This window comes from Brevundimonas sp. FG8 (assembly GCF_057808845.1).
Map to the genome: position 1 here is coordinate 136900 of NZ_JBMDIU010000005.1, position 20360 is coordinate 157259.

Below are 20360 nucleotides of genomic sequence, written 5' to 3' on the forward strand. Positions count from 1 at the left end.
AGCGCGCTCAAGCAGCGAGCGACCGCGTCGCGAGCGATAGCGCAAAAAAAGAAAGGGCGGAGCCGCGACGCTCCGCCCTTTCCGTTTCCGTCCTGATCAGGCGATCAGTGAATGCCCGCCATGCCCTTCTTGAGCAGCGGCGAGATGAGCAGCAGGAAGACCCCCACGCCGACGCCGGTCCAGCCGATGGTGCTGAAAATCGAGCCATAGGTCTGCAGCGCCAGAGCCGGGTTGGTGACAACGCCCGCGACGGTGTCGGTGGCGGTGGCGGCGGCGATCCAGCCGGCGACGATGTGCGCCACGGAGCTGGACAGGAACCACACGCCCATCATCAGACCAACCACGCGCGCCACCGACAGTTTGGTGATCATCGACAGGCCCACCGGCGAAAGGCAGAGCTCGCCGACAGTGTGCAGGAAGTAGGTCAGGAACAGGAAGAGCAGCGGAACGCGGAAGTCCACGTTGGCCGCATTGCCCGAAGCCCAAGCCAATAGCAGGAAGCCGGCGCCGACGAAGGCAAGGGCCGCCGCGAACTTCACCGGGGTCGACGGTTCACGGTTACGCTTGCCGAGCCAGACCCACAAGGCAGCGACGATCGGGCCGCCGATAACGATGATGCCCGGGTTGAACATCTGGGTGTAACCGGCGTTGAACCACGACGGCATCTGGGTCGATTGGTCAGCGAACAGGGTCAGCGAGGAGCCCGCCTGCTCGAACAGAGCCCAGAACAGGACCGAGAAGAAGATCAGGACCTGGGCGACCAGCATGCGCGAACGCTCTGCGCCCTTCAGGCCGAAGACCGTGAAGCCGACGACGCCGAGGAAGGTCAGGCCGGCGATCGGCAGCAGGATCGCCTGGATGATCTCGTGGCGCTGCATCAGCAGCCAGGTCGGGAAGACGGCGACGATGCCGGCGATCCAGAAGAAGGGCACCAGCGGCACGCCCAGGATCGAACGTCCCTGAACCGGAACCGGCGGTCCACCGCGACCTTCCAGCCACGACTGGCCGAAGATGAAAGTCAGCAGCCCGAGCAGCATGCCGATGCCCGCGAGGCCGAAGCCATAGGCCCAGCCATAGGTGAAACCGAGGTAGGAACACGCCGCGGTGGCGAGGAACGAACCCAGGTTGATGCCGACGTAAAAGATGGTGAAGCCACCGTCGCGACGCGGATCGTTCTGCTCATACAGGGCGCCGACGACGGTCGAGATATTGGCCTTCAGGAAGCCCACGCCGACGATGATCAGCGACAGGGCCAGGAAGAGCAGAGGCTCGCCGACTTTCAGGTCGCGGGTCTTTTCGGTCGAGTAGCTTCCGGCCGGAGTGAAGGCCGGCAGATCGCCCGCGGGCGTTCCGACCGCCGTCACGCCTTCCGGCGCGATGGTGACCTGCGTCCGTTCGGCGCCATTGACCGCGAAGATCTTGCGGTTCTGGTCACGGCCTTCGACCTGCAGTTCATAGACAGTGGAGCCGATGGTCAGGCGTTCCTTGCCGCCGGAGCCTTCGAACGCCATCGTGAAGTGGCCGGCCACCAGAAGCACGGCGCCGATGATGACCGCCTTGCGCGATCCGAGATACCGGTCGGCGATCATGCCGCCGATCACCGGCATCAGGTAAACCATGGCCGCGTAGGCCGCGTAGATGCCTTGGGCTTCTGCCGGGCCGAACAGGAAGTGCTGCGTCAGATAGAGGACCAGCAGGGCCCGCATGCCGTAGTAGGAGAAGCGCTCCCACATCTCGGTGAAGAACAGAACCACCAGCCCGCGCGGATGTCCCAGAAACGTCTTGCGGGGCGAAGCGCTAAGCTCGCCCCCGGCGTCCGTCGTACTCAACGGCCAACTCCCATAATGCTTGCGCCCCACCTGACGCGATGGGCGCATAAGCAGCACGCGGAGCAACTGGCCACAAGGGTTAAGGGTAAATTGGTCGAAAGCGGCTTGTGCTGCGCCGTCGGTGCAGGATAGGCGCGAAACCTCTGAAGGCAGGCGAGACCTGAATGACCACGCGGCGCATGACCCTGATCGGAATGGGAGCGACATTCACCGTCGCCGCCTGCTCCCGCGCGCCCACGGAGCAGCGGAACGTCATCGCGGCCGGTCAGCCGGCGGCCGTGCTGATCTGGGCCGTGGCGCGGGGGCGACTGGCCGGGTGGCCACGAAGGCTCGACCCTGACTGCCTGACAGGACTGGCCGCCGGCGCGGCTGACCTGCCGGAACTGGGCGGGCTGTCAGGACCGGGCCTGATGGCCACGACCTCGTCCCTGTCAGCGCTGCGCCCCCGTCTGATCCTCGACTATGGCGACACCGATCCCGATGTCGTGGCGAACGGACGGGCAGCGAGCGAGGCCTTGGGCGTGCCTTGGGCGATGATAGACGGCGCCCTGCACCTGATTCCCGCCGCCTTCCGTCAGGCCGGGCGACTGCTGGACGATCACGAGCGCGGCCAATCGCTGGCCGAGGACGCAGAGCGGATCATCGCGGACTGGCGTCGCCACACGGCCGGGCCTAGCTTCTACTACGCCCGGGGCGCAGACGGACTGCAGACCGGATTCCGCGGCGCATTGGCCACGGAGGTCCTCGAAGGCGCCGGCTGGACCAATGTCGCCGTCGGAAGCAACGGCGATGGCGTGGGCCGGGTGGCCTATGAACAGGTGATGGACTGGGACCCCGAGGTGCTGGTCACCCTGAGCGCCGACTTCGCACGGGCCGTCCGCAACGATCCCCATTGGCGTCGCCGCCGGGATGGAAGCCGTCGCCGCCTGCTGCTGATGCCGGATCGGCCCTTCGGCTGGATCGACCGCCCGCCGTCGGTGAACCGCCTGCTGGGCTGCGCCTGGATGGCCCAGCCGAGCGACCGCGCCTCGACACGGCTGGCGATGCTGAGCCGCCGCCTCTATGGCATGGCCCCGGCGGAAATCCTGATGCCCAAGTGGCTGATCTGACGCGCGGCGAGGCGCGCGCTTGAGTTCACGGCTCCGCTGGTCGAGGTTGCGGCCATGAACCGTCTCCGTATCGCCCTCGCGACCGCCTTCGCCCTGATCGCCGCGCCCGCCTTTGCCCAGGAGCCGCCCCGCTGGTCTTTCGCCATTCACGGCGGCGCCGGTGTGATCGAGCGAGACAGCCTGACGCCCGAACAGGACGCAGCCTATCGCGCCGCCCTGCACCGTGCGCTGGAGGTCGGGCAGGCCATCCTGTCCAGCGGCGGCTCGGCCATGGACGCGGTGCAGGCCGCGATCCAGATCATGGAGGACGACCCGCTGTTCAACGCCGGACGCGGCGCCGTCTTCACCGCCGAGGGCCGCAACGAGCTGGACGCGGCGATCATGGACGGCTCCACCCTGAGCGCCGGTTCGGTCGCGGGCCTGACCACCACCCGCCATCCCATCGCCGCCGCGCGAGCTGTGATGGAGCAGTCACCGCACGTCATGCTGATCGGACCCGGCGCAGACAGCTTCGCCGCCTCGGTCGGGCTGGAGCAGGTGGATCCCGGCTTCTTCTTCACCGAGCGCCGCTGGCAGGGGCTGGAGCGCGAGCTGCGCCGACTGAACCTGCCCATCCCGCCGCGTCCCGCGGGCGCCGCGCCCGGCGCCATGGCCGACCTGCCTGCCCCCCCGTTGAACGAGCGCAAATTCGGCACCGTAGGCGCGGTCGCGCTGGATCAGGAAGGCCGTCTGGCGGCGGGCACCTCCACCGGCGGCATGACCGCCAAACGGTGGGGGCGCGTCGGCGACGTGCCGGTCATCGGCGCCGGCACCTATGCCTCCAACGCCGACGGCTGCGCCGTCTCGGCGACGGGCTCGGGCGAGTATTTCATCCGGGCGACGGTGGCGCGGGATATCTGTGCGCGGGTCGGGCTTGAGTTCCGCATGACCGAGGAACAACACACCGACCGTGACAGGGCTCTGATCGCGCTTTCGACCTGCAACTCCGAAGCATGCACCGACCTCGGCTTTATTCCGCAGTTGTACTCTGCCGCTAACGCCGAGATCGCCGAAGTCGGCGCGCTTGGCGGGGAAGGCGGGGTCATTGTGCTCGGCGCCGGTGGCGAACCTGTGTTCGCCATGAACACCTCGGGCATGTATCGGGGCTCCGTCTCCAGCGGTACGCGCGCTCAGGTCGCCATCTACGGCGACGAAGAGCTCCGCCGGTGACCGCCGCCGTCGACCTGACTGAAAAGTTCGCCGCCTTCTCCGACCACTGGCGCCCCCGCATCGCGGCGCAGTTGAACGGGCAGGACGTGCGGCTGGTGAAGGTGCAGGGCGTCTTCCCTTGGCACAGCCATGCCGACGCCGACGAGATGTTCCTCGTCTGGAAGGGCCGGTTCCGGGTCGAATTTCGCGACCGGATCGTCAGCCTCGATCCCGGCCAGTTCATCGTCGTCCCGCGCGGCGTCGAGCATCGCACAGCCGCCGATGAGGAGGCCGAGGTGATCATCTTCGAACCGTCCGAGGTCATCAACACCGGCGACGCCCCGCCATCCGAGTTCACCGCGCCTTCCGGACAGACCGTATGACTTCCGACACCACCGGCCCCGTCCGATTTCCGCCGCCGCTGATCTATGTCGCCTTCCTGTTCGCGGGCTGGGGACTGGGCGCGCTGGTCGATGAACCGGCGTTGGGCCTGAGCACCGAGATTCGGCGAGGCGGCGCCTTCGCCCTGATCATAGTCGGCCTGCTGATCGAGATGGCCGCCCTGAGCCGGTTCCGCCGTCTGGGCACGCCGCCCGAGCCGTGGAAGGCCACGACCGCCCTCGCCACCGACGGCCTGTACGCCTTCAGCCGCAACCCGATCTATCTGGGCTTCGCCCTGATCTACCTCGGCTTCGCCGCCGCCATGGACAGTTGGGTCGCACTGGCGATGATCCTGCCCTGCATGGTCGTGATCGACCGCTTTGTGGTTCTGCGCGAAGAGGCCTATCTGTCCGCCAAATTCGGCGCCGGCTGGGACGCCTATCGATCAAAGGTGCGCCGGTGGCTGTAAAAGACGACGAACTGTCCGAGATGGCCATCGAGGAGCTGGACGCCGCCTGCGCCCTGCCCTGGCCGGACATGAAGGCCGTCACCCCGTGGGGCGACACCTATGAGGGCGTCGCGCCGTCGGGCCGCGACGTCGAGGTCGAGCGCCGATACCTGTGGGCCCATCAGCCCGAAGGCGCCATCGCCGTCGAGGTCGAGGTGCGCCTGATCGGCGGTCGCGAGGGGGCCGAGGCCAAGGCCCTGATCCACCCGCCGGGCTGAGCCTGCGCGGTATCCACAAAGCCGTTAACCTTTTCCCGTTGCCAAGCGGAGCCGGGCGCGCAGAATGATGTTCGATCATTCTGCGGGAGCCTTCATGTCCTACGGTGCAGACTTCCCGGCGGCTGATCCGGCCGGCGCCCCGCTGGACGCGCCAATCCTGATCGGCGCCGACCCGGTGCTATGGGGCGCGTTGATTTTGCTGTTGCTGGCCGCGGGATTGCTGGGCTGGTTCCTGCGCGGACAGTCGATGCCCAGGACCGGCGACGCCTCCGAAGCGATCTGGAAGGCCGTCAACGGCGCCGCCAAGGACGCCATGACGGCTGACGACAACGCCCTGAAGGGCAAGGCCGAACACCTCGCAAAGGTGATCCGGAGCCGTCTCGGCGGGGTTCTGGCGATCGCAGGCGGCAGGGGCGGGCTCGTCGCGGGACTGGGCGCGCTCGACAAGGCGATCGCGGGCAAACATCCGGAGAAAAAGGAAGAACCCCACAAGCCCGCCCACGACGACCATGGCAAAGGTCACGACGAAAAGGCCTCAGATCACGACCACAAGGCTGAAGGCCACGGCCATGATCACACCACCGGCGCGACAACCACCGCCGCCGCGGCCAACATCGTCATCAACGTCGCGCCCTCGGCTCCGGGCAAACCCGAGAAACCCGACCACGGCGGACACCCGCCCCATCCGCCCGCTCCTCCCAAGGACATGACCGGCCGCGAACAGACCGACGCCCTGCGTCTGGCCGTCGCGGCCTTCAATGAGCACTGGAGGGACGCGAGCGCCCGCAAGGGCGAGCTGCGGCAAGCTCTGGCCGAACTGTCCGGCGACAGCCACGGCCCGCGTCTCAGCCACGACTGATCCGCCACTGACACGGCGCCCGGTTTCCCCCCGCGAGGAAACCGGCTAGGCCTGCGGCATGAAACTCGCCTCGCTCAAGCATGGCCGTGACGGCCGCCTCGTCGTCGTCTCCAGCGATCTCGCCTGGTTCACCGACGCCTTCCTGATCGCCCCCACGCTGCAAGCCGCGCTGGATGACTGGGACCGGGTCGAGCCCGACCTGCGCGCCCTGGCCGAAAGCCTTGAGCACGGCGGCGTGCCGCGCGGCCGCTTCCACGAGCGCGACGCCGCCAGCCCCCTGCCCCGTGCCTATCAGTGGGCTGACGGCTCGGCCTATGTGAACCACGTCGAACTGGTCCGTAAGGCGCGCGGCGCCGAGATGCCCGAGAGCTTCTGGACCGATCCCCTGATGTACCAGGGCGGCTCGGACGGCTTCCTGAACCCGCGCGATCCGATCCCGCTGGCCGACGAAAGCTGGGGCTGTGATCTTGAAGCCGAAATCGTCGTCGTGACCGGCGATGTGCCGCAGGGCGTGACCCGCGAAGAGGCCCTGACGCACATCCGTCTGGTCGGCCTCGTGAACGATGTCAGCCTGCGCAACCTGATCCCCGCCGAACTCGGCAAGGGCTTCGGCTTCGTCCAGTCCAAACCCGCCAGCGCCCTGTCGCCCGTCTTCGTGACGCCCGAGGCGCTGGGCGACCGCTGGCGGGACGGCAAGCTGCACGGAACCCTGTCGGTCCAGTTGAACGGCGAGGACTTCGGCAAGGCCGACGCCGGGGTCGACATGACCTTCGACTTCGGGACCCTGATCGCCCACCTGGCCAGGACCCGCGCCCTTTGCGCCGGCACCGTCATCGGCTCGGGCACCGTGTCGAACCGTGACGCAGACGGCGGTCCCGGCAAGCCGGTAGCCGAGGGCGGTCTAGGCTACAGCTGCATCGCCGAGGTCCGAACGGTGGAGACGATCCTGCGCGGCAAGCCGGAAACCGGGTTCCTGAAGCACGGCGACACCGTCCGCATCGAGATGCTGGACGAGAAGCATCACTCCATCTTCGGCGCTATCGAACAGACGGTCGGCCCGGTCGCCGGCTAGCCGCTTTACCGATGCGTCGTTCGGCGTAATCTCCGCCCGCCCACGCTGATCGACGGCGATGGGCGGGGGACATTTCAGTGACGCCAGAACAACTCATCCCGCTGATCGTGATCGCGGCTGTTATCCCGGTTGTCCTGCTGCGTAACCGCCGACCGAGGACGCTGCGCCCGCAGTTCCTCTGGGTTTCGCCACTGATCGTCGTCCTCGCCATCGGCGCCGGTCTGTGGGGCATCAGCGCCAGCGGCGGGCACGCCCTGCCGGTGGACCCGATCTCGCTGCTGATCATCGCCATCGGCATCGGCCTGGGCGCCGCCTTCGGTTGGCAGCGCGGCAGGATGACCACCATCCACAAGGAGCCGGACGGCGCCCTGAAGGCCCAGGCTTCGCCCATCGGCCTGATCATCATTATCGCCGTCATGGTCGCCCGAAAGGCGCTGGAGCCCTGGCTGGAAGCCCATGCCGCGGAATGGCACGTCAACCCGCTGGCGATCATCGAGGCCTTCATGCTGTTCGCCGCAGCCATGGTCGTGACCCAGCGCATCGAGATGTTCATCCGCGCCCGCAACATCCAGCACGGCGGCACGGACGCCCACGTCGAGGTCGAGGCCTGATCCCATGCGCCGTTTCGCCGCCGCCGCAATCGCCCTGGCCATCGCGACGCCTGGCTCCGTCCGCCGATGGAACCGCGCGCCGCGGACGCTTGCCGCGCTTCAGCGCGCCGACCTGACCACAAACCCAAGACACTCTCTGGCGCGGTCGTTGAAATGCGCCCCGGCGCGCGCTAGGAGCACTGCACCCCTGTCCGTGCGGGCGTGGTGAAACTGGTAGACGCGCCGGACTCAAAATCCGGTTCCGCAAGGAGTGTCGGTTCGAGCCCGACCGCCCGCACCATCAGCGCAAGCCCGGCTTCGGCCGGGCTTTTGCATTTCAGGCGATGGTTTCGCCGGGCACATAGACCCAGCCTTCCATCAGGCGGCGCGCGCTGCGGCTCATGATGGCGCGGGTGACGGTCCATTCGCCGTCCTGCTGCACCGCCTCGGCGCCGACGCGCAGCGTCCCGGACGGATGGCCGAAGCGCACGGCCTTCCGCTCACCACCGCCCGCCGCCAGATTGACGAGAGTGCCGGGCACAGCCGCCGCCGCGCCGATGGCCACCGCCGCCGTGCCCATCATGGCGTGGTGCAGCTTGCCCATCGACAGGGCGCGGACCAGCAGGTCCACCTCGCCCGCCGCGATCGTCTTGCCGCTCGAGGAAACATAGCCCTTCGGCGGGGAGACGAAGGCGATCTTCGGGGTGTGCTGGCGCTTCGCCGCGCCTTCCAGCGTCTCGATCAGCCCCATGCGCAGGGCGCCGATGGCCCGCAGCGCCTCGAACCGCGCGAGGACCGCCGGATCGCCGTTGATGGCGTCCTGCAGCTCCGTCCCTGTAAAGCCCAGATCGGCGGCGTTGACGAAGATGGTCGGGATGCCCGCGTTGATCAGGGTCGCCGTCAGCTTGCCGCCCGCGACCAGAGTCTCGGGCACGTCAAGTTCATCGACCAGATTGCCGGTCGGGAACATGGCGCCGCCCCCACCGTCACTGGCCTCGCCCTCGTCGGCGGGATCGAGGAACTCCAGCACGATCTCGGCGGCGGGGAAGGTCACGCCGTCCAGTTCGAAGGCGCCGGCCTCCTGAACCGCGCCGCCGCTGACCGGAACGTGGGCGATAATGGTCTTGCCGATATTGGCCTGCCAGATGCGCACCTCGCGCACGCCGTCCGGCCCGGCGTCGACATAGCCGGCATGGATGGCGAAGGCGCCTGCCGCGGTCGACAGGTTCCCGCAGTTGCCGGACCAGTCGACGAAGTCCGTGTCGATCGAGACCTGTCCGTACAGATAGTCGACGTCGTGTCCCATGCGGTCGCTGGGCGAGATGATCACGCACTTGCTGGTGCTCGACGTCGCCCCGCCCATGCCGTCGATCTGCTTGGCATAGGGGTCGGGACTGCCGATCACGCGCTGGAACAGCCGGTCCCGTGCAGGACCGGGAGTCCGGCAGGCCTCGGGCAGGTCTTCCAGACGGAAGAAGACACCCTTGGACGTCCCGCCGCGCATGTAGGTGGCGGGGATGCGAACTTGCGGACCGTGCGACATCAGGCGGCGGCCTCCGAGTCGAGGAAGTCCTGGGCGAAGCGTTGAAGCACCCCGCCGGCCTCGTAGATCGAGACCTCCTCGGCAGTGTCGAGGCGGCATTTCACCGGCACGGTCTCTTCCGAACCGTCGGCGCGGTGGATGACCAGCGTCAGTTCGGCGCCCGGCGCGGGCGTCCCGATGACGTCATAGGTCTCGGTCCCATCCAGCTTCAGCCCCAGACGGGTCACGCCGTTGATGAACTCCAGCGGCATCACGCCCATGCCGATCAGATTGGTGCGGTGGATGCGCTCGAAGCCCTCGGCGACGATGGCCTCGACCCCCGCCAGACGCACGCCCTTGGCGGCCCAGTCGCGCGACGAACCCTGCCCATAGTCCGCGCCCGCGATGATGATCAGCGGCTGGCGGCGGCCCAGATAGGTCTCGATCGCTTCCCACATGCGGACGACTTCGCCATCGGGTTCCAGCCGGGCCAGCGAACCCTTCTTCACAGCCCCGTCGACCACGGCCATTTCGTTGACCAGCTGGGGGTTGGCGAAGGTCGCGCGCATGGCGGTCAAGTGGTCGCCCCGGTGGGTGGCGTAGGAGTTGTAGTCCTCCTCCGGCACGCCCATCGAAGTCAGGTACTCGCCCGCCGCCGAAGTCGGCAGGATGGCGTTCGACGGCGACAGGTGATCGGTCGTGATGTTGTCCGGCAGGATGGCCAGAGGACGCATGCCCTTCAGCGTGCGCGGGCTGGCGGCAAGGGCGCCGAGACCCTCCGTATCCCAGTAGGGCGGACGGCGGATGTAGGTCGATTGCGGACGCCAGTCGTACAGCGGGCTGACCGGCGCGCCGCCGTGGGTCCGGCGCGCGAACATCGGCTCATAGACGTTGCGGAACTGCTCCGGCTTCACGTGTTCGCCGACGATGGCGTCGATCTCGGCATCCGTGGGCCAAAGGTCCTTCAGGCGGATTTGCGAACCGTCCGGCGCGACGCCCAGCACGTCCCGCTCGATATCGAAACGCACGGTCCCGGCGATGGCGTAGGCGACCACCAGCGGCGGCGAAGCGAGGAAGGCCTGTTTCGCATAAGGATGGATGCGGCCATCGAAGTTGCGGTTCCCGGACAGGACGGCGGTTGTGTAGAGATCGCGATCCACGATCTCCTTCTGGATGACCGGGTCCAGCGCGCCGCTCATGCCGTTGCAGGTGGTGCAGGCGAAGCCGACGATGCCGAAGCCCAGCGCTTCCAGCTCGGACAGCAGGCCCGCCTCTTCGAGATACAGCTTCGCGACCTTGGAGCCGGGGGCGAACGACGTCTTCACCCACGGCTTCCGATCCAGGCCCAAAGCCCGCGCCTTCTTCGCCACCAGACCGGCGGCCACGACGTTGCGCGGGTTGGAGGTGTTGGTGCAGCTGGTGATGGCGGCGATGATCACGCCGCCGTCCGGGATCAGGCCCTCGCGCTCCTCGGCGCGCGCGCCTTCCAGATCGACGGCCACGCCACGCTCGTGCAGGGCCGAGGTCGGCAGGCGGCGATGGGGGTTCGACGGCCCGGCCAGATTGCGCTCGACCGTCGACAGGTCGAACTCCAGCACCCGCTCGTATTCGGCGCTCTTCAGGGCATCAGCCCACAGGCCGGTCGTCTTCGCATAGGTCTCGACCAGGGCGATCTGTTCGGGCTCCCGGCCGGTCAGGCGCAGGTAATCAATGGTCTGTTGATCGATGTAGAACATCGCCGCCGTCGCCCCGTATTCCGGGCACATATTCGAGATGGTCGCGCGGTCGCCGATGGTCAGGCTGTCCGCCCCTTCGCCGAAGAACTCCAACCAGGCGCCGACGACCCTCTCCTTGCGCAGGAACTCGGTCAGGGCCAGCACAATGTCAGTGGCGGTGATGCCTTCAGGACGACGCCCCGTAAGCTTCACGCCCACGATGTCGGGCAGGCGCATCATCGACGGACGGCCCAGCATGACGGTCTCGGCCTCCAGCCCGCCGACGCCGATGGCGATGACGCCCAGCGCATCCACGTGCGGTGTGTGGCTGTCGGTGCCGACACAGGTGTCGGGGAAGGCCACGCCGTCGCGCGCCTGAATGACCGGGCTCATCTTCTCCAGATTGATCTGGTGCATGATGCCGTTGCCAGCCGGGATGACGTCCACGTTCTCGAAGGCGCGCTTGGTCCATTCGATGAAGTGGAAGCGGTCCTCGTTGCGGCGGTCCTCGATGGCGCGGTTCTTGGCGAAGGCCTCGGGATCGAAGCCGGGCGCCTCGACGGCCAGCGAGTGGTCGACGATCAACTGGGTCGGCACCACCGGATTGATCTTGGCGGGGTCACCGCCCTGATCGGCGATGGCGTCACGCAGACCGGCCAGATCGACCAGCGCCGTCTGGCCCAGAATGTCGTGGCAGACCACGCGGGCGGGATACCAGGGAAAGTCCAGATCGCGCTTGCGCTCGACGATCTGCGTCAGGGCGGCGGTCAGCGAAGCGGGGGCGCAGCGACGCACCAGTTGCTCGGCCAGAATGCGCGAAACATACGGCAGGCCGTCATAGCTCCCGGGCCGGATCGCCTCGACCGCCGCGCGGGTGTCGAAATAGTCCAGCGCCGTACCCGGCAGCGGCTTGCGGAAGGCGGTATTCATGGCAGCACTCTCGTCCCGTCGTCTGGCCACGATCATACCGACCGGCAGCGCCGAAGCGCGTTCGTCCCTGCCGTTTTGCGTTCCCGTGGCCATTTGGCTCTGTTTTGCCAAGTGGTAGCACGCCCCGACCACGCAAGTCGCGCCCGAAGCAGATTCACCCTTCACCCGGCGCGGAATTCCGCTATTTCGTGCCCATCAATCAGGGCGGACGCGCGATCAACGGGCGCCGCCGCGTGCAGGCTCGGCCCGCGCTCCCCTCCGGGACGCCAGAACGCCGCGACGCGCTGCACTGGACCAGTGAGGAAATCGATGACTGACGCCGCCGCCCCCGCGTTCAAGCCCAAGAAGTCCGTCGCCCTGTCCGGCGTCACCGCGGGCAACACCGCCCTGTGCACCGTCGGCAAGACCGGCAATGACCTGCACTATCGCGGCTATGACATTCTGGATTTCGCGGAAGGCGCCGAGTTCGAGGAAATCGCCCACCTGCTGATCCACGGCAGCCTGCCGAACGCGGCCGAGCTGAAGGCCTACAAGGCCAAGCTGAAGGCCCTGCGCGGCCTGCCCGCCGCTGTCATGGACGCGCTGGAATGCCTTCCCGCCGCCGCCCACCCGATGGATGTGATGCGCACCGGCGTCTCGGCCCTGGGCTGCGTCCTGCCGGAAGCCCATGACCACAACCACCCCGGCGCCCGCGACATCGCCGACCGCCTGATGGCCTCGCTGGGCTCGATGCTGCTCTACTGGCACCACTTCAGCCAGAACGGCCGCCGCATCGAGGTCGAGACCGACGACGAGACCATCGGCGGCCACTTCCTGCACCTGCTGCACGGCAAGGAGCCGTCCGAGAGCTGGGTGCGGGCCATGCACACCTCGCTGATCCTGTACGCCGAGCACGAGTTCAACGCCTCGACCTTCACCGCGCGCGTCATCGCCGGCACCGGGTCGGACATGTTCTCGGCCGTCGCCGGCGCCATCGGCGCCCTGCGCGGGCCCAAGCACGGCGGCGCCAATGAGGTCGCCTTCGAAATCCAGAAGCGCTACGCCAACCCGGACGAGGCCGAGGCCGACATCCGCCGCCGCATGGACGCCAAGGAAGTCATCATCGGCTTTGGCCACCCGGTCTATACGATCTCGGACCCGCGCAACGTCGTCATCAAGCGCGTCGCCAAACAGCTGTCCGACGAGGCCGGCTCGACCAAGATGTACGACATCGCCGAGCGCATCGAGAGCGTCATGATGGACGCCAAGAAGATGTTCCCGAACCTCGATTGGTTTTCGGCCGTCAGCTACCACATGATGGGCGTGCCCACGGCCATGTTCACCCCCCTGTTCGTCATCTCGCGCGTCACCGGCTGGTCCGCGCACGTCATCGAACAACGCCAGGACGGCAAGATCATCCGCCCGACGGCGAACTACACGGGTCCGGAGAACCTGGAGTGGGTGGAGCTGAAGAAGCGGGGGTAATGGCTATGCGGGGGTTCGGCATTCAAGGCATCGGGGCAGGTCTCTGCGCGATCTTGCTTGCCGCCGCCACGCCGAGCCAAGCCGCCGCCAAGGCGGACGGACCGGACTGCTACGACGCCATCGTCTCAGCAACCATTTCGCACCAGGTTCCGAGCATTCTTCAGCCGGATCCGGAGTGGATCGTCGTCACTTGGCCATGGTTCATCGACCTTCGGGTGCATCGCGTGATCGAGGGCGATGCCCATCGTGGAACACTTGAGGTTCTCAGCGTTGAACACACGGGGTACCGGTCCGACCTCGGTCGCAGGAACTGGTGGCTGAGACGGAACACGCTCGGCGGATACAATCTGATCCGGTTCCCAAACGACGATATTCAACGCTGTGCGCCGGGCACAGAGGGTGCCACCCCGTATCTGCGCCCCGGACCCGATCAAACGCTTCGGCAAATGCGAAGCGAAGCCGAGCGCGAGTATCGACGCTACGGCGCCCATTAAATTTAGCCTTCGGAACCAGTCTCTCCATGCCCTACCTCCTCGCCTCCGACCTCCCCACTGAATCCGCCGGCAAGCGGTTCCGCGCCGCCCTGGCCCGTGACGGCATCTGGCAGCTGCCGGGCGCGCACAACGGTCAGGCGTCTATTCAGGCGCGGAACGCGGGCTTCGACGGCGTCTATCTGTCGGGCGCGGCCATGACCGCCTCCATGGGCCTGCCGGACCTCGGCATCATCACCGTGGACGAGGTCGCTTTCTTCATCCGCCAGATCGCGCGCGCCTCGGGCCTGCCGCTGCTGGTGGACGGCGACACGGGCTATGGCGAGGCGCTGAACGTCATGCACATGGTGCGGACCTTCGAGGAAGCCGGAGCCGGCGCCGTGCACCTTGAAGACCAGATCCTGCCCAAGAAGTGCGGCCACCTGAACGGCAAGTCGCTGGTGCCCGCCATGGACATGGCCGCCAAGGTCGCCGCCGCCGCCAAGGCCCGTCGCGACATGGTGATCATGGCCCGCACCGACGCCGTCGGCGTCGAGGGCTTCGACGCCGCGGTGGACCGCGCCAAGCTGTATGTCGAGGCCGGGGCCGACGCCATCTTCCCCGAAGGTCTGACCAGCCGCGAGATGTTCGAGAAATTCGCCGCGGCCATGCCCGGTGTGCCGCTGCTGGCCAACATGACCGAGTTCGGCAAGACGCCCTTCTTCACCGCGAAGGAATTCGAGGAGATGGGCTACAAGATGGTGATCTGGCCTGTGTCCTCGCTGCGCGCCGCCAACAAGGCCCAGGAAGAGCTGTACGCCTCGATCGCCGAGCACGGCGGCACCCACAAATACATCGACCGCATGCAGACCCGTCAGGAGTTGTACGACACCATCGGCCTGCATGCCTTCGAGGAACTGGACGCCTCGATCATCAAGACCATCGTGCCGCAGGGCATGCCGCAGGGCGGCTGAAGCCTCCTGTAGCCCGATACACGAACGGAGCCTGACGGTCGTCAGGCTCCGTTCCTCGTTCAGGGCCGGTCGCGCTCGACCACCACATAGCCTTCGTGCCCTTCCGCCTCATCGCGGGCGGCGCGGACGGCCGCCCGGCGGTCCATGAAAGCGCCGCTCAGGCGGCCGTCCAGCGAACGGAAGCACCACAGCCCATGGTCGATAGTGATCTCGATGGGCACGGGCGGGGCGGGAAGCGCGATCATTGGCGGGCCTCCCGGCGATGGTGGAGTCCATCCGCTTCAGCCTGCAGGCTGCGGGCCAGTTGCTCGGCCAGTTCGCGGACCGGCAGGGCGCGGGTGCGGCAGCCGTTGACCGCGACACACCAACCCCCATCCCTTTGCAGGACTCCGTAGCCGCCGGGACCACGGCGCCCCGGCCTTAGGTCATCAACATAGCCCGACATCATCGGCCGCGCTCCCGCGTCGAAGCGGCGCCGAAGGCCTGACCGATCACATCCATCGCCATCCGCCAGACGCTGGGCGGCGCCGCGGGGCGAGACTTCAGGCTTTGGGTCAGCAGGGCGTTGCGGGTCATTTCGACCTCCGTTGAAGAGGCCCGTAATCGACACCCGACGGGCCTCAGCGCGCCATTCGAAAACCGCCCGCCCGCATAAGCGCCGCATAACGCCGCTGCCCCACCCCCTGGGCTCCCCTTATGTTTTCCTTATGCGCCGCGCCCGAACCTGAATGGCGCCCTTACGCGGTTCGGGAGCCTTGTCACGCCTTCTTTAGTCGGAGGCTGTCGGCGATGTCCGATCTGATCTTTCTGGCGTTGGGCGGCGGAGCATTTCTGCTCTTCGCCGCCCTCGCCGCTGCATTGAAGAGGATGTGACGATGATCGTCTCCATCCTCTGGGGCGTCGGCGCGGTCGTCGTCGCCGGTTACATGTTTGCGGCGCTTGTGCGCCCCGAGCGGTTCTAGGAGAGCCGCCGTCATGACCCTTCAAGGCTGGGCGGAAATCGCCCTCACCCTCGGTCTCGCCTGCCTGCTGGGCTGGCCGATCGGGATCTATATGTCGCGCGTCTGGAACGGCGAGCGGACCTGGCTCGACCCGGTGCTGAAGCCGGTCGAAGCTGTCTTCTACAAGGCCGCTGGCGTGGACCCGGCCCGCAGCCAGGGCTGGCTCGGCTACGCCGGCGCCCTGCTGGCGTTCAACCTGACCGGCTTCCTGTTGCTGTTCGCCATCCTGCGCCTCCAAGGCGTCCTGCCGATGAACCCGCAAGGGTTTGACGGCCTGTCGCCGCATCTGGCGTTCAACACCGCCGTCAGCTTCGTGACCAATACCAACTGGCAGTCCTACGGCGGCGAGACGACCCTGTCGGCCTTCAGCCAGATGGTCGGTCTGACCACCCAGAATTTCGTCTCCGCCGCCACCGGCGCGACCATCGCCGCCGCCCTCGCGCGGGCCTTCGTCGCCAGCCGGGGTGAAGGCGTCGGGAACTTCTGGGCCGATCTGACCCGGACCACCCTCTACGTCCTGCTGCCCCTCTCCTTCCTGCTGGCCATTGTGCTGGTCGCCCTGGGCCTGCCCCAGACCCTGTCGGCCAACGCCGTCGCCACCACCCTGGAAGGCGGCCAGCAGACCCTCAGCCTGTTCCAGACCGCGAGTCAGGTGGCCATCAAACAGCTCGGCATCAACGGCGGTGGCGTGTTCAACGTCAATGCCGCCCACCCGTTCGAGAACCCCTCGGCCCTGACCAATCTGATCACCGCCGTGGCCATCAACGTCATGGGTTGGGCCGCCTTCTTCGCCTTCGGGCGAAGCGTGCTGGCCAGGCGTGAGATGAAGGCCCTGGCCGTCGCCGCCCTGGTCATTCTGGGCGTCTGCACCTCGGGCATCTATGTCGCCGAAAGCCAGCCCGCGCCCGCCCTCGTCGCCGCCGGGATCGAGCAGCCGGTGAATATGGAGGGCAAGGAGACCCGCTTCGGCATCCCCGCCTCCGCCGCGTGGGCCGGTCAGACCACCGGCGCCTCGAATGGCTCGGTCAACTCGATGCACGGCAGCTACATGCCCCTGTCAGGCGGCATCGCGATGTTCCTGATGCAACTGGGCGAAATCCTGCCGGGCGGCATCGGCTCGGGCATCGCCATCATGGTCGTCATGGCCATGCTCGCTGTCTTCGTGGCCGGCCTGATGGTCGGTCGCACGCCGGAGTATCTCGGCAAGAAGATCGAGGCGCGCGAGATCCAGTTCGCCATGATCGCCGTGCTGGTCCTGCCGCTGGCCATCCTCGGCTTCACCGCCGTCTCCGCCGTCTTCCCCACCGCTCTGGAAGGGCTGCTGAACCATGGGCCGCACGGGCTGTCGGAGATTCTGTACGCCTACACCTCGGCGGCGGCGAACAACGGCTCGGCCTTCGCGGGCCTGACCGCCAATGCCCCCTGGTGGAACACGACCCTGGGCCTTGCCATGCTGGCCGGGCGCTTCGTCCCGGCGGTCGCGGTGCTGGCCATCGCGGGCAGCCTGGTCGCCAAGCCGAAACTGGCGCCCAGCACCGGCACCCTGCCGACGCACGGCGGCCTGTTCATCGGCCTGCTGATCGGCGTGATCCTCATCCTAGGCGGGCTGCAGTTCTTCCCCGCCCTCGCTCTCGGACCCATCGTCGAGCATTTCCAGATGCTCGGCGGGGCGTTCTGACGGACATCCCTCATGACACTCGCAAATCCTGAACTGCCGGGCGGCAAGACCCGTCCGCCGCCCCTCGCGGGGGGGCTCAACGGCGCCATGCTGGGCCGCGCGCTCGGCGACGCCTTCATCAAGCTGGACCCACGCAAGCTGCTGCGTAACCCGGTCATCTTCACCACCTGGATCGTGGCCCTCCTGGCGACCGTTTCGGCGGTCGCGGCGTTGGCGACCGGCCAGTCGGCCGGCTTCGCGATCCAGCTCGCCCTCTGGCTCTGGGCGACGGTCCTGTTCGCCAACATGGCCGAAAGCGTCGCCGAAGGGCGGGGCAAGGCGGCCGCGGATAGCCTGCGCGCCACCCGGGTGACGACGAAGGCCAAGCTGATCGTCGACCCGAACACCGGAACCATTGTCCCGACCCCGGCGCATGAACTGGTGGTCGGCTCAGTGATCCTGGTCGAGGCGGGTGACGTTATCGCCTCGGACGGCGAGATCATCGAAGGCGTCGCCTCGGTCAACGAGGCCGCCATCACCGGTGAAAGCGCCCCGGTGATCCGTGAAAGCGGCGGCGACCGTTCGGCCGTCACCGGCGGCACCACCGTCGTCTCCGACTGGATCAAGGTTCGCATCACCTCGGCCCCGGGTTCGACCTTCCTCGACCGCATGATCGCCATGGTCGAAGGCGCCAACCGTCGCAAGACGCCGAACGAACTGGCCCTGTCGGTTCTGCTGGCGGGCCTGACCCTGGTCTTCCTGATCGCGGTCGTGACCCTGCTCGGCCTCGGCGCCTATTCGGGCGTGAAGCTGGACCCCATCGTTCTGGGCGCCCTGTTCATCACGCTCATTCCGACAACGATTGGCGGTCTCCTTTCGGCAGTCGGCATCGCGGGCATGGACCGCCTGCTGAAGGTCAATGTGCTCGCCACCTCGGGTCGTGCGGTCGAGGCCGCCGGCGACGTCGATACCCTGCTACTCGACAAGACCGGCACCATCACCTTCGGCAACCGCATGGCCACCGAAGTGATCCCTGTGCCGGGCGTCCGTCCGGAAGCCGCCCTGCGCGCCGCCGTCACCGCCTCGCTGGCGGACGAGACGCCGGAAGGTCGCTCCATCATCGAACTGGGCCGCAACGCCGGGATCTTGGTCGAGCAGCCGGAAGGGTCCAAAGCCATCCCGTTCACCGCCGTCACCCGCCAGTCGGGTCTGGATGCAGGCAAGGACAACTGGCGCAAGGGGGCGGTTGACGCCGTCCTGCGGTCTCTGGATCTGGACGAGACCTCGGCTCCGACCGAGTTCCGCTCCGCCGTGGACCGCATCGCCCGCTCGGGCGGCACGCCTCTGGCCGTCACGGAGAACGCCCGTCTGGTCGGCGTCATCCACCTGAAGGATGTGGTGAAGCCCGGCGTGAAGGCGCGGTTCGCGGAACTGCGCGCCATGGGTCTGCGCACCGTCATGATCACCGGGGACAACCCGGTCACCGCGGCGGCCATCGCCTCGGAGGCGGGGGTCGATGATTACCTCGCGGAGGCCACGCCCGAGGACAAGATGCGCCTGATCAAGGCGGAGCAGGCCAAGGGCCGTCTGGTCGCCATGTGCGGCGACGGCGCCAACGACGCGCCCGCCCTCGCCCAGGCCGATGTCGGCGTGGCCATGCAGACCGGCGCCCAGGCGGCGCGGGAAGCCGGAAATATGGTCGATCTCGACAGTGACCCGACGAAAGTCATCGAGATTGTCGAGGTGGGCAAGCAACTGCTGATCACCCGGGGCGCCCTGACCACCTTCTCCATAGCCAATGACGTGGCCAAGTATTTCGCCATCATCCCGGCGATGTTCGTTGTCGCCCTGCCCTCGCTCGGCGCGCTGAACATCATGCAGCTAGGTTCGCCCGAAAGCGCGATCCTGTCGGCGGTGATCTTCAACGCCCTGGTCATCGTGGCCCTGATCCCGCTGGCTCTGCGCGGCGTGAAATACCGCGCCGTCGGCGCCGGGAAGCTGCTCGGCCGCAACCTGCTGATCTACGGCCTCGGCGGTCTCGTCGCGCCCTTCATCGGCATCAAACTCATCGACATCGTGATCACCGGCCTAGGGCTGGCGTGATCCTGAAAGGACACCTGAAATGACCCGCAAACCCTCTCTCAAGACCCCACGTCTCAAGGCCTCTGGCCGCAACGACGCCCTGTTCGCCGCCGCCTGTCTGGCCGTCCTCGCCGGCGTCGGTTTCTGCAGTCAGGCCAAGGCCCAGGACGTCACCGGACCTTCCGTCTCCTGGAACGGCGCCCTGACCTCGGACTATGTCTTCCGGGGCGTCAGCCAGACCTCGGAGAACCCGGCGATCTCGGCAGGCGTCGATGCGACCTTCGGCGATTTCTACGTCGGAGGCTGGGCCTCGAACGTCGACTTCGGGGACGACACGGACGCCGAGGTCGATGTCTATGGCGGCTGGCGTTCGGAACTGTCGGGCTGGACCGTCGATCTGGGCGGCGTGGCCTATCTCTACACCGGGCAACCGGACGGGGCGGACTATGACTACGTCGAGCTGAAGGCCGCCGCCTCGCGCGCCGTCGGCCCGGCCACCCTCGGTGTCGTGACGTACTGGTCGCCGGATTTCTTCGGCGCCTCGGAGGACGAGGCGACCTATCTGGAAGCCAACGCCGCCTTCGCCCCGGCTGACCGCTGGACCCTGTCCGGCGCGGTGGGCCGCCAATGGGTGTCGTCCGATCTCGACTACACGACCTGGAACGCGGGCGTGGCCTACGCCCTGACCGACCATCTGGCGCTGGACGTCCGCTACCACGACACCGACCAGCACGACTTCGGTGAAGCCTATGGCGCGCGCGCCGTGGCCTCGCTGAAGGCCACCTTCTGAG

Annotated in this window: 20 protein-coding genes and 1 tRNA gene; 16 read left to right on the forward strand and 5 right to left on the reverse strand. The window is 67.4% G+C overall.

Annotated elements, in window-relative coordinates:
- Positions 1 to 104: 104 nt before the first annotated feature.
- The gene (locus tag ACODRV_RS10945; protein WP_168196867.1) at positions 105 to 1829 is read right to left on the reverse strand and encodes a peptide MFS transporter; all 1725 of its coding nucleotides are present in this window, start codon (positions 1827 to 1829) and stop codon (positions 105 to 107) included.
- A 164-nt stretch (positions 1830 to 1993) separates the two neighbouring features.
- Here ACODRV_RS10945 and ACODRV_RS10950 point away from each other — a divergent pair, with 164 nt between their 5' ends.
- The 9 genes from ACODRV_RS10950 (at position 1994) to ACODRV_RS10990 (ending at position 8055) form a co-directional block, all read left to right on the forward strand.
- Positions 1994 to 2938, forward strand: a complete 945-nt coding sequence (locus ACODRV_RS10950; protein ID WP_488908333.1) for a TroA family protein — start codon at positions 1994 to 1996, stop codon at positions 2936 to 2938.
- Between the two features lie 54 nt (positions 2939 to 2992).
- Complete coding sequence (locus tag ACODRV_RS10955; RefSeq protein ID WP_488908334.1) at positions 2993 to 4147, forward strand: isoaspartyl peptidase/L-asparaginase family protein; 1155 nt, start codon at positions 2993 to 2995, stop codon at positions 4145 to 4147.
- Positions 4144 to 4509 (forward strand): cupin domain-containing protein, encoded by a 366-nt coding sequence (locus ACODRV_RS10960; protein ID WP_488908335.1) that lies wholly within the window; start codon positions 4144 to 4146, stop codon positions 4507 to 4509. The genes ACODRV_RS10955 and ACODRV_RS10960 overlap by 4 nt, the downstream gene beginning before the upstream one ends.
- Positions 4506 to 4976: a methyltransferase family protein gene (locus ACODRV_RS10965; RefSeq protein ID WP_488908336.1), complete on the forward strand. Its 471-nt coding sequence runs from the start codon at positions 4506 to 4508 to the stop codon at positions 4974 to 4976. Before ACODRV_RS10960 ends, ACODRV_RS10965 begins: the two co-directional genes overlap by 4 nt.
- On the forward strand, positions 4967 to 5233 hold the full coding sequence (locus tag ACODRV_RS10970; RefSeq protein ID WP_370450970.1) for a hypothetical protein: 267 nt from the start codon (positions 4967 to 4969) through the stop codon (positions 5231 to 5233). Before ACODRV_RS10965 ends, ACODRV_RS10970 begins: the two co-directional genes overlap by 10 nt.
- A 94-nt stretch (positions 5234 to 5327) precedes the next feature.
- Positions 5328 to 6092, forward strand: coding sequence for a hypothetical protein (locus tag ACODRV_RS10975; protein ID WP_141627747.1), 765 nt, complete (start codon positions 5328 to 5330; stop codon positions 6090 to 6092).
- Between the two features lie 58 nt (positions 6093 to 6150).
- Positions 6151 to 7164: a fumarylacetoacetate hydrolase family protein gene (locus ACODRV_RS10980; RefSeq protein ID WP_141627748.1), complete on the forward strand. Its 1014-nt coding sequence runs from the start codon at positions 6151 to 6153 to the stop codon at positions 7162 to 7164.
- Between the two features lie 77 nt (positions 7165 to 7241).
- Positions 7242 to 7775, forward strand: coding sequence for a CcdC protein domain-containing protein (locus tag ACODRV_RS10985; RefSeq protein WP_141627749.1), 534 nt, complete (start codon positions 7242 to 7244; stop codon positions 7773 to 7775).
- Positions 7776 to 7970: 195 nt separating this feature from the next.
- Positions 7971 to 8055: transfer RNA gene (locus tag ACODRV_RS10990), tRNA-Leu, on the forward strand.
- Positions 8056 to 8091: 36 nt separating this feature from the next.
- Here the strand turns inward: ACODRV_RS10990 and prpF are convergent.
- Positions 8092 to 9297, reverse strand: a complete 1206-nt coding sequence (gene prpF, locus ACODRV_RS10995; RefSeq protein ID WP_488908337.1) for a 2-methylaconitate cis-trans isomerase PrpF — start codon at positions 9295 to 9297, stop codon at positions 8092 to 8094.
- Positions 9297 to 11921, reverse strand: a complete 2625-nt coding sequence (acnD, locus tag ACODRV_RS11000; RefSeq protein WP_488908338.1) for a Fe/S-dependent 2-methylisocitrate dehydratase AcnD — start codon at positions 11919 to 11921, stop codon at positions 9297 to 9299. The genes prpF and acnD overlap by 1 nt, the downstream gene beginning before the upstream one ends.
- A gap of 309 nt (positions 11922 to 12230) precedes the next feature.
- Here acnD and prpC point away from each other — a divergent pair, with 309 nt between their 5' ends.
- The 3 genes from prpC to prpB are packed head-to-tail and all read left to right on the forward strand — an operon-like array spanning position 12231 to position 14829.
- Positions 12231 to 13385: a bifunctional 2-methylcitrate synthase/citrate synthase gene (prpC, locus tag ACODRV_RS11005; protein ID WP_488908339.1), complete on the forward strand. Its 1155-nt coding sequence runs from the start codon at positions 12231 to 12233 to the stop codon at positions 13383 to 13385.
- Between the two features lie 5 nt (positions 13386 to 13390).
- The gene (locus ACODRV_RS11010) at positions 13391 to 13879 is read left to right on the forward strand and encodes a hypothetical protein (RefSeq protein ID WP_488908340.1); all 489 of its coding nucleotides are present in this window, start codon (positions 13391 to 13393) and stop codon (positions 13877 to 13879) included.
- 26 nt (positions 13880 to 13905) lie between these two features.
- Positions 13906 to 14829 (forward strand): methylisocitrate lyase, encoded by a 924-nt coding sequence (gene prpB / locus ACODRV_RS11015; protein ID WP_488908341.1) that lies wholly within the window; start codon positions 13906 to 13908, stop codon positions 14827 to 14829.
- A gap of 59 nt (positions 14830 to 14888) precedes the next feature.
- Here prpB and ACODRV_RS11020 read toward each other — a convergent pair whose 3' ends face one another.
- Together ACODRV_RS11020 and ACODRV_RS11025 are read right to left on the reverse strand one after the other, a co-directional pair.
- Positions 14889 to 15074, reverse strand: a complete 186-nt coding sequence (locus ACODRV_RS11020; RefSeq protein ID WP_488908342.1) for a hypothetical protein — start codon at positions 15072 to 15074, stop codon at positions 14889 to 14891.
- 199 nt (positions 15075 to 15273) lie between these two features.
- A complete protein-coding gene (locus ACODRV_RS11025) occupies positions 15274 to 15405 on the reverse strand; it encodes a hypothetical protein (protein WP_255431410.1) in 132 nt (43 codons plus the stop codon).
- 299 nt (positions 15406 to 15704) lie between these two features.
- Here ACODRV_RS11025 and ACODRV_RS11030 point away from each other — a divergent pair, with 299 nt between their 5' ends.
- Genes ACODRV_RS11030 through ACODRV_RS11045 form a run of 4 tightly spaced genes read left to right on the forward strand, consistent with a single transcriptional unit; the run spans position 15705 to position 20359 of the window.
- Entirely contained in the window at positions 15705 to 15791 is an 87-nt protein-coding gene (locus tag ACODRV_RS11030; RefSeq protein ID WP_488908398.1) for a potassium-transporting ATPase subunit F, read from the forward strand.
- Positions 15792 to 15804: 13 nt separating this feature from the next.
- Complete coding sequence (gene kdpA, locus ACODRV_RS11035) at positions 15805 to 17508, forward strand: potassium-transporting ATPase subunit KdpA (RefSeq protein ID WP_488908343.1); 1704 nt, start codon at positions 15805 to 15807, stop codon at positions 17506 to 17508.
- Between the two features lie 12 nt (positions 17509 to 17520).
- The gene (gene kdpB / locus ACODRV_RS11040; RefSeq protein ID WP_488908344.1) at positions 17521 to 19590 is read left to right on the forward strand and encodes a potassium-transporting ATPase subunit KdpB; all 2070 of its coding nucleotides are present in this window, start codon (positions 17521 to 17523) and stop codon (positions 19588 to 19590) included.
- 19 nt (positions 19591 to 19609) lie between these two features.
- Positions 19610 to 20359, forward strand: coding sequence for a TorF family putative porin (locus ACODRV_RS11045; protein ID WP_488908345.1), 750 nt, complete (start codon positions 19610 to 19612; stop codon positions 20357 to 20359).
- The last annotated feature ends 1 nt before the right edge of the window (position 20360 follow it).

Excerpts from the sequence above, each read along its gene's own strand:
- ACODRV_RS11020 (WP_488908342.1), bottom strand. The coding sequence starts at position 15,074 with ATGATCGCGCTTCCCGCCCCGCCCGTGCCCATCGAGATCACTATCGAC.
- kdpA (WP_488908343.1), top strand. The coding sequence starts at position 15,805 with ATGACCCTTCAAGGCTGGGCGGAAATCGCCCTCACCCTCGGTCTCGCC.
- prpB (WP_488908341.1), top strand. The coding sequence starts at position 13,906 with ATGCCCTACCTCCTCGCCTCCGACCTCCCCACTGAATCCGCCGGCAAG.
- ACODRV_RS11030 (WP_488908398.1), top strand. The coding sequence starts at position 15,705 with ATGATCGTCTCCATCCTCTGGGGCGTCGGCGCGGTCGTCGTCGCCGGT.
- ACODRV_RS10975 (WP_141627747.1), top strand. The coding sequence starts at position 5,328 with ATGTCCTACGGTGCAGACTTCCCGGCGGCTGATCCGGCCGGCGCCCCG.
- ACODRV_RS10955 (WP_488908334.1), top strand. The coding sequence starts at position 2,993 with ATGAACCGTCTCCGTATCGCCCTCGCGACCGCCTTCGCCCTGATCGCC.
- prpC (WP_488908339.1), top strand. The coding sequence starts at position 12,231 with ATGACTGACGCCGCCGCCCCCGCGTTCAAGCCCAAGAAGTCCGTCGCC.
- ACODRV_RS11010 (WP_488908340.1), top strand. The coding sequence starts at position 13,391 with ATGCGGGGGTTCGGCATTCAAGGCATCGGGGCAGGTCTCTGCGCGATC.
- kdpB (WP_488908344.1), top strand. The coding sequence starts at position 17,521 with ATGACACTCGCAAATCCTGAACTGCCGGGCGGCAAGACCCGTCCGCCG.
- ACODRV_RS10965 (WP_488908336.1), top strand. The coding sequence starts at position 4,506 with ATGACTTCCGACACCACCGGCCCCGTCCGATTTCCGCCGCCGCTGATC.
- ACODRV_RS10950 (WP_488908333.1), top strand. The coding sequence starts at position 1,994 with ATGACCACGCGGCGCATGACCCTGATCGGAATGGGAGCGACATTCACC.
- ACODRV_RS11045 (WP_488908345.1), top strand. The coding sequence starts at position 19,610 with ATGACCCGCAAACCCTCTCTCAAGACCCCACGTCTCAAGGCCTCTGGC.
- ACODRV_RS11025 (WP_255431410.1), bottom strand. The coding sequence starts at position 15,405 with ATGACCCGCAACGCCCTGCTGACCCAAAGCCTGAAGTCTCGCCCCGCG.
- ACODRV_RS10980 (WP_141627748.1), top strand. The coding sequence starts at position 6,151 with ATGAAACTCGCCTCGCTCAAGCATGGCCGTGACGGCCGCCTCGTCGTC.
- prpF (WP_488908337.1), bottom strand. The coding sequence starts at position 9,297 with ATGTCGCACGGTCCGCAAGTTCGCATCCCCGCCACCTACATGCGCGGC.
- acnD (WP_488908338.1), bottom strand. The coding sequence starts at position 11,921 with ATGAATACCGCCTTCCGCAAGCCGCTGCCGGGTACGGCGCTGGACTAT.